This is a genomic window from Streptomyces sp. TAA204, from assembly GCF_000424965.1.
On record NZ_KE384281.1, the window covers coordinates 390,682 to 398,246 of the forward strand.

Genomic DNA, 7,565 nt, shown 5'->3' on the forward strand with positions numbered 1-7,565 from the left:
ACGGTCCTTCGGCCCCATCGCCGGGTTTCGTGAACGGTATCACAAACTATTTGATGAGGTCTTTACCTACTTGGTGTGCTGGCCGTCACACGTGGGCGCTGAACTGGGCTTGCTCCGCTGACCGTTGCTCCCCATCGCCGTCGCGCCGTTGAGCCCCGCGAACGCGGCCTGGAGCTCCGCCCCCGCCTCCGCGGGCACCTCCGGCTCCCCCGGAGCGTCCGACTCCCGCGCCGCCGGGGCGGATTGGGCGTCGCCGTCCGCCGCGGGAAGATCCTTCGCCTCGTCCACGGCAGCCTCCCCGTCCGCCTCGTCCACGGCGGCCTCGTCCCGCCGGCTCCTCCGGTAGCGCGGCGGTACGAACGCCTCCGCCCACCCCGGCAGCCGCGGCGTGAAGCGCGGCATCAGCAGAACCACGAGCCCGACCGCACACAGCAGAACGATCGCGAGCACGATCACCAGGCTGGAGGACTGCACGGAGAAGGCGACCGCGCCGAAGGCGATCAGCGCCGAGAAGAAGTACATGATCAGCACCGCGCGGCTGTGCGAGTGCCCGATCTCCAGCAGCCGGTGGTGCAGATGCCCCTTGTCCGCCGCGAACGGCGACTCGCCCCGCCACGTCCTGCGGACGATCGCCAGCACCAGGTCGGCGACCGGGATGGCGATGATCGTCAGCGGCAGCAGCAGGGGCATGTACAGCGGCACCATCGTGTGCACAGCCGAACGCTCGGAGCCGGTGTGCTGAACCATGAGGTCCGGGTCGACCTGGCCGGTGATCGAGACCGCGCCCGCTGCCAGCACGAGCCCGATGAGCATCGAGCCGGAGTCGCCCATGAAGATCCGCGCCGGATGCATGTTGTGCGGCAGGAAACCCAGGCACATCCCCATCAGGACGGCCGCGAACAGCGTGGCCGGCGCGGCCGCCTCGACCCCGTAGCCGTACCAGATGCGGTAGCTGTACATGAAGAACGCCGCGGCGGCGAGGACGACCATGCCGGAGGCCAGCCCGTCCAGCCCGTCCACGAAGTTCACCGCGTTGATCGTGATCAGCACCAGCGCGACGGTGAGCAGCGTGCCCTGCAGCTGAGTCAGCGCGACGTTGCCCACGCCGGGCACGGGCAGCCACAGGATGGTCAGCCCCTGGAGCACCATCACACCGGCGGCGATCATCTGACCGCCGAGCTTCACCAGGGCGTCCACGCCCCATTTGTCGTCCAGCACGCCCAGCAGCCAGATCAGCCCTGCGCCGGAGAGCAGCGCACGCGGTTCGTCGGAGCGGATGAACACATCGCCGATGTTGGTGAGTTGGGAAGCGACCAGCAGGCCCGCCAGCAGACCGCCGAACATGGCGATGCCGCCCAGCCGCGGTGTCGGCTCCCGGTGCACGTCGCGTGCCCGGATCTGCGGCATCGCGCCTGCCGCGATGGCGAACTTCCGCACCGGCCCGGTCAGCAGATACGTGACCGCGGCAGTGATGCAGAGAGTCAGCAGGTATTCACGCACGGGCTCCCCAGGGTTCTGTGCTCGCTACTCCTTGGCCCCACACCATAGGACACCTGCGCGGTCCCGGCGGTTTCACGTGTACGGCCGGGAACGCGCAGGTACGCCGGTCAGCGCCGTCACGACGGGATCGAGCGCCCCGCTGATCTCCTCGCCCACGGAACGGAAGTACGGGATGGGCGCCCCGTAGGGATCATGGATCTCGTCCGCGTCCGGACTGGGCGCCAGCAGCCAGCCCCGCAGCGCCGCCGCTGCCTGCACCAGCGCGCCGGCCCGCTCGACGACGCCCTGCGCGGAGCGCGGGTCCGGCAGGGTGGCGGCGTCTATCGCCTTCACCAGCCGTGTGAACTCCTTCAGCGTGAAGGTGCGCAGCCCGGCCGAGTGCCCCATCGAGACCACTTGCGCCCGGTGGTCCCTCGTCGCGGTCAGCACGAGGTCGGCGCGGATGACGTGCTCGTCCAGCAGCTCCCGGCCTCGGAAGCCCTCCGGGTCCGCACCGTGCTCCAGCAGCACCTCGGCGGCGTGCTCCTCCATCGGGGCGCCCTCGTGGCCCCACGTGCCCGCGCTCTCCACGAGGATGCCGCCGCTGAGCCCCTCCCCCAGCCGCTCCGCCAGGGCATGCCGCGTCAGCCGCTCGGTCAGCGGCGAGCGGCAGACGTTGCCGGTGGAGACGTGGAGGATACGGAAGACGCCCGCGGTGCCGCTTGTACCGCCGGTGTCCGCGGTGCCACGCCCGTGCGGGATGTTCACTGCACGTATCTCCCGGCCCGCACGCCGGCGTCGACGCGGGGGAGCTTCCGCGCTGCTGTCCTCGGGGCCAGGGCCCGCGCGGCCCCGTTCACGAGGCCACCTCCAGGTCGGGTACGACCTCGCGCAGCTCCTCCGCGCTCAGAGCGCCCGTACGCAGCAGCACAGGGGTCTTCCCGGTGACGTCGACGATCGAGGAGGGCACCGAGTCCGGTGTCGGGCCCCCGTCGAGGTAGACGGCGACCGAGTCGCCCAGCATCGTCTGCGCGGCGTCGCAGTCCTGGGGAGCGGGGTGCCCGCTGAGGTTGGCGGAGGAGACGGCCATCGGGCCGAACTCCTTCAGCAGTTCGATCGCGACGGGGTGCAGCGGCATCCGCACCGCCACCGTGCCCCGTGCGTCGCCCAGGTCCCAGGTGAGCGACGGCTGGTGCCGCGCCACGAGGGTGAGCGCGCCCGGCCAGAAGGCGTCCACCAGCTCCCAGGCGGACTCGGAGAAGTCGGTGATCAGGCCGTGCAGCGTGTTCGGGGAGCCGACGAGCACGGGCGAGGGCATGTTGCGCCCCCGGCCCTTGGCCTCCAGCAGATCACCGACGGCGTCCGGGCTGAACGCGTCGGCGCCGATGCCGTAGACGGTGTCCGTGGGGAGCACGACGAGTTCACCGCGGCGGACCGCCGAGGCGGCCTCGCGCAGGCCGGTCTTGCGGTCGGTCGAGTCGGTGCAGTCATAACGCCGTGCCATCACGGCACCTCCCTGCGGGCTGTGGCGAATCGGGGCCGGTTGTTCAGGTCGGGGTGGTCGGCGGCGTCGGCCCAGCCGCGGTCCTCGGTGAAGATCCAGGGGACTTGGCCGCCCTGGGTGTCCGCGTGCTCGATGACGACGACGCCTCCCGGGCGCAGCAGCCGGTGTGCCGCGCGCTCCAGGCCGCGGATGGTGCTCAGCCCGTCCTCCCCCGAGAACAACGCCAGTTCGGGGTCGTGGTCGCGGGCCTCGGGTGCCACATACTCCCATTCGGTGAGCGGGATGTAGGGCGGATTGGCGACCACCAGGTCGACCTGGCCGTCGAGTTCGGGCAGCGCGGTCAGCGCGTCGCCGTGGTGCAGGGTGACGCGGCTGCCCTCGACGTTCTTCCGGGCCCAGCCGTGCGCGCCCGCGTCGAGTTCGACCGCGTGCACACGGGAGCGGGGCACCTCCTGGGCGAGGGCGAGCGCTATGGCTCCCGACCCGGTGCACAGGTCGACGATGAGGGGTTCGGCAACGTCCATCGCGCGTACCGCCTCTATCGCCCAGCCGGCCACCGACTCCGTCTCCGGGCGGGGTACGAACACGCCCGGCCCGACCTGCAGTTCGAGGTAGCGGAAGAAGGCACGTCCGGTGATGTGCTGAAGGGGCTCGCGGGCCTCGCGGCGTGCGACGGCCTCCCAGTAGCGGGCGTCGAAGTCGGCGTCGGCGACCCGGTGCAGCTCGCCGCGCTTGACGCCGTGCACGAACGCGGCGAGCTCCTCGGCGTCGAAGCGGGGCGAGGGCACACCCGCGTCGGCAAGCCGCTGAGTCGCCTGTGCCACCTCGGTGATCAGCAGGCCGCGCGAATTGGGGGGACGTCCCCCGGACGAATGCAGCATCTTCTCTTCCGTACCACCCGTCCGTGCAGCTTACTGGGCCGCGGCCAGCTTGGCCGCGGAGTCGGCGTCGACGCACGCCTGGATCACCGGGTCCAGTTCGCCGTCGAGCACCTGGTCCAAGTTGTACGCCTTGAAGCCGACCCGGTGGTCGGAGATCCGGTTCTCGGGGAAGTTGTACGTGCGTACGCGCTCCGACCGGTCCACCGTACGTACCTGGCTGCGGCGGGCGTCGGAAGCCTCCTTCTCCGCCTCCTCCTGGGCCGCCGCCAGCAGCCGTGCGCGCAGGATGCGCAGCGCCTGCTCCTTGTTCTGCAGCTGGCTCTTCTCGTTCTGGCAGGAGACGACGATGCCGGTGGGCTCATGGGTGATGCGCACCGCGGAGTCCGTGGTGTTGACCGACTGACCGCCGGGACCGGAGGATCGGTAGACGTCGATCCGCAGGTCGTTGGGGTTGACCTCGACATCGACGTCCTCGGCCTCCGGGAGGACCAGCACGCCCGCGGCGGAGGTGTGGATACGGCCCTGCGACTCGGTGGCCGGCACCCGCTGCACGCGGTGCACTCCCCCCTCGTACTTCAGGCGCGCCCACACGCCCTGCCCGGGCTCGCCCGCGCCCGCACCGCCCTTGGTCTTCACCGCGACCTGTACGTCCTTGTAGCCGCCCAGGTCGGACTCGGTGGACTGGATCAGCTCCGTCCTCCAGCCCACACGCTCGGCGTAGCGCAGGTACATCCGCAGCAGGTCACCGGCGAAGAGGGCGGACTCGTCGCCGCCCTCACCCGCCTTGATCTCGAGGATGACGTCCTTGTCGTCACTGGGGTCGCGGGGGACGAGCAGCAGGCGCAGCCTCTCCGTCAGCTCCTCGCGGTGTGCCTCCAGCTCCTTCACCTCGGCGGCGAAGTCGGGCTCGTCGGCGACGAGTTCACGGGCGGTGGCGATGTCCTCCCCGGCCTGCTTCCAGGACCGGTACGCGGCCACGACGGGGGTGAGTTCGGCGTACCGCTTGTTCAGCCGGCGGGCACGCGCCTGGTCGGCGTGGATCGCTGGATCGGCGAGCCGGTTCTCCAACTCGGCGTGCTCACCGATGAGTTCCTCGACCGCCTCGAACATCGTTTGTCCCTTTACGTGGATGAAGAAGGTGCCGCGCCGCGCAGGCCGCGCAAAAGAGCGCCGGTCCGGCGCGCCCGGCGGGGGCGAGCCGAGGACCGGCGCTCGAATGGTGCTACTTCTTGGCGGAGCCGCCGCTCTTGCCGAAGCGGGCCTCGAACCGGGCCACGCGGCCTCCGGTGTCGAGGATCTTCTGCTTGCCTGTGTAGAAGGGGTGGCACGCGGAGCACATGTCGGCGCGGATCACGCCGCCGCTCACGGTGCTACGGGTGGTGAAGGAGTTGCCGCAGGTGCAGCTGACCTGGGTCTCCACGTACTCCGGGTGGATGTCGCGCTTCAAGGGTGTCTCCTAGTTCCGGGAGGGCACCGGGTCGGGGGACGGGTTGTCCTCCGTGAACCGGGGCCGACGGTCCAGTCTGCCATCACCGGCCGTACCTCCCAAAACCGGGGCCGGACGGTGATTATTCCGCCGTGCCGGCGCCGCCGGGACCGGCCGCACCGGCGTTCCACACCGGGCACCTCACCGGGCATCCCGCCGGGCACCTCGCCGTGCGCCACGCCGTGCGCCCCGCGCCGAAGCCCGTCAGCGGACGACTCCGGCGGCACCCGTACGGTCGCCCGCCGAGCCCTTCGTCGCCGACCTCGGTATGGCGGCGTCCCGCTCGATCGCCGACCACACCTTCCGCGCCTGGGACTCGATCGGCAGTACGCGGTTCGGGTCGGCCGGGTCATAGGTCACCGGCAGCGTGGACATCTGGATGTCGTCGGACCCGATGCCCCTGAGCATCTTGGCCAGGCCGGCCAGGTCAGCGACCGAATCCAGGTCGGAGTCCGTGGTCACCGCGGAGGTGGCGCTGTCCGCCAGACCGTAGAGCCTCTTCGGGCTGCTGAGGACACGCACGCTGTCGACCTGGTCCAGCAGCGCCTTGACGAATGCCTGCTGGAGCTGGATACGGCCCAGGTCACTGCCGTCGCCGACCGCGTGCCGCGTGCGGACGAGGCCGAGCGCCTGCTCGCCGCCGAGGGTGTGGGTGCCGGCGGCGAGATCGAGGTGGCTGTCCCTGTCCCTGATCGGCTTGCCGGTGGTGACCTCGACACCGCCGAGGGTGTCGATCAGCTTCTTGAAGCCGGTGAAGTCGACCTCGACGTAGTGGTCCATCCGTACGCCCGACATCGACTCGACGGTCTTCACCGTGCAGGCCGGCCCGCCCGTCTCGTACGCGGAGTTGAACATGGCCCTCCGGGCGGGGGCCGTGCCGCTGCCGTCGTCCCGGACGCATCCGGGCCTCCCGACGAGCGTGTCCCGCGGTATCGAGACCACACTGGCGCGGTCGTGCTCCGCGTTGATGTGCACGATCATCGCGGTGTCGGAGCGGGCGCCGGCCTGGCCCCCGCCGTACCGGGCGTTGCCGCCGGAGCGGGAGTCGGAGCCGAGGACGAGGATGTCCATCGAGCCGTCGGGGACGTCGTCCGGCCGGTCACCGCCGAGCCTTGCGTCGATGTCCACGCCGGAGATGTTGCCGCTGAGCTGGGAGTAGGCGAGCCCCAGGCCGGAGCCGCCGGCGACGACGGCCGCCGCTGCCGTCCATGCGGCCGCCCTCAGCACGCGCCTGCGCCGTGCGAGCGGCTTGCGGCGGCGGCCGGTGGGGCGGATGCCGCCCCGCGCTGGTTCTCCAGCCGCCGCCCGAGCCTCTGTGTTCTCGTCCGCCATCGTCGCCCTGCCCCGGTCTCCGCCGTGTCTCAGCCGTGTCTCAGCCGTGCGCCGCCGTGTCTCCGTGCGGCGTGCGGTCCTGCCTTCCGTCCGTGGCCGCTGCGCCCGCCGGTCCTCCGGCGACGCCTCCGGCCATGCCGCCCGGCAGAATTTCACACGCCGTGACGGGCGGCTCCCGGCGGCGAGCGGGGGCGCGGCCCGGGAACGAGGACCCTCGCACCGGACGTGACCTGCTTCGATGCCCGACTGCGGGGTTCTCACCGAGGAGCCGGGAAGCGATGTGGCTGTGGTCAAGCTCTCAGGTCCCCTCACGCACAGCGAGGACCGTCCACCGCGTGTGGTGGGACGGCCCTCGCTGATACGCCCGTACGGGTCCGGCGGGACGGCTGTCAGTCGCCGCTGCCGGGGGTGGGGGTGTTCTTCTGGATCTGGAGCAGGAACTCGGTGTTGGACTTGGTCTGCTTCATCTTGTCCAGCAGCAGCTCGATGGCCTGCTGCTGGTCCAGGGCGTGCAGGACCCGGCGGAGCTTCCAGATGATCTGCAGCTCGTCACCCGCCATGAGGATCTCCTCCTTGCGGGTGCCCGAAGCGTCCACGTCCACCGCGGGGAAGATCCTCTTCTCCGACAGCTTCCGGTCCAGCTTCAGCTCCATGTTGCCGGTGCCCTTGAACTCCTCGAAGATCACCTCATCCATCCGCGAACCGGTCTCCACCAGCGCCGCGGCCAGAATCGTCAGCGACCCCCCGTCCTCGATGTTGCGCGCCGCACCGAAGAACTTCTTCGGCGGATACAGCGCCGTGGAATCCACACCACCGGACAGGATCCGCCCCGAGGCCGGAGCCGCCAGGTTGTAGGCACGACCCAGCCGCGTGATGTTGTCCA

The 7,565-nt window shown here is 70.7% G+C and carries 7 protein-coding genes and 1 pseudogene; all 8 read right to left on the reverse strand.

The window, feature by feature from the left end; all coding sequences use genetic code 11:
• Positions 1 to 66: 66 nt before the first annotated feature.
• Positions 67 to 1,500 (reverse strand): undecaprenyl/decaprenyl-phosphate alpha-N-acetylglucosaminyl 1-phosphate transferase, encoded by a 1,434-nt coding sequence (locus H343_RS32960; protein WP_037905155.1) that lies wholly within the window; start codon positions 1,498 to 1,500, stop codon positions 67 to 69.
• Between the two features lie 72 nt (positions 1,501 to 1,572).
• Positions 1,573 to 2,247, reverse strand: coding sequence for a low molecular weight phosphatase family protein (locus H343_RS0126315; protein ID WP_028433572.1), 675 nt, complete (start codon positions 2,245 to 2,247; stop codon positions 1,573 to 1,575).
• A gap of 88 nt (positions 2,248 to 2,335) precedes the next feature.
• Entirely contained in the window at positions 2,336 to 2,983 is a 648-nt protein-coding gene (locus H343_RS0126320; protein ID WP_028433573.1) for an L-threonylcarbamoyladenylate synthase, read from the reverse strand.
• Positions 2,983 to 3,864, reverse strand: a complete 882-nt coding sequence (prmC, locus tag H343_RS0126325; RefSeq protein ID WP_051266061.1) for a peptide chain release factor N(5)-glutamine methyltransferase — start codon at positions 3,862 to 3,864, stop codon at positions 2,983 to 2,985. Before prmC ends, H343_RS0126320 begins: the two co-directional genes overlap by 1 nt.
• 30 nt (positions 3,865 to 3,894) lie before the next feature.
• A complete protein-coding gene (prfA, locus tag H343_RS0126330; RefSeq protein ID WP_028433575.1) occupies positions 3,895 to 4,974 on the reverse strand; it encodes a peptide chain release factor 1 in 1,080 nt (359 codons plus the stop codon).
• Between the two features lie 112 nt (positions 4,975 to 5,086).
• On the reverse strand, positions 5,087 to 5,311 hold the full coding sequence (gene rpmE / locus H343_RS0126335) for a 50S ribosomal protein L31 (protein WP_028433576.1): 225 nt from the start codon (positions 5,309 to 5,311) through the stop codon (positions 5,087 to 5,089).
• Between the two features lie 243 nt (positions 5,312 to 5,554).
• On the reverse strand, positions 5,555 to 6,682 hold the full coding sequence (locus H343_RS0126340; RefSeq protein ID WP_037905158.1) for an LCP family glycopolymer transferase: 1,128 nt from the start codon (positions 6,680 to 6,682) through the stop codon (positions 5,555 to 5,557).
• 389 nt (positions 6,683 to 7,071) lie between these two features.
• Positions 7,072 to 7,565 (reverse strand): annotated as a pseudogene (locus tag H343_RS0126345) (transcription termination factor Rho); the annotation flags it as partial.

What these genes read in the sequence shown, in the direction of transcription:
- H343_RS0126320 (WP_028433573.1), bottom strand. Translation starts at nt 2,983, where the DNA reads ATGGCACGGCGTTATGACTGCACCGACTCGACCGACCGCAAGACCGGC.
- H343_RS0126340 (WP_037905158.1), bottom strand. Translation starts at nt 6,682, where the DNA reads ATGGCGGACGAGAACACAGAGGCTCGGGCGGCGGCTGGAGAACCAGCG.
- prfA (WP_028433575.1), bottom strand. Translation starts at nt 4,974, where the DNA reads ATGTTCGAGGCGGTCGAGGAACTCATCGGTGAGCACGCCGAGTTGGAG.
- prmC (WP_051266061.1), bottom strand. Translation starts at nt 3,864, where the DNA reads ATGCTGCATTCGTCCGGGGGACGTCCCCCCAATTCGCGCGGCCTGCTG.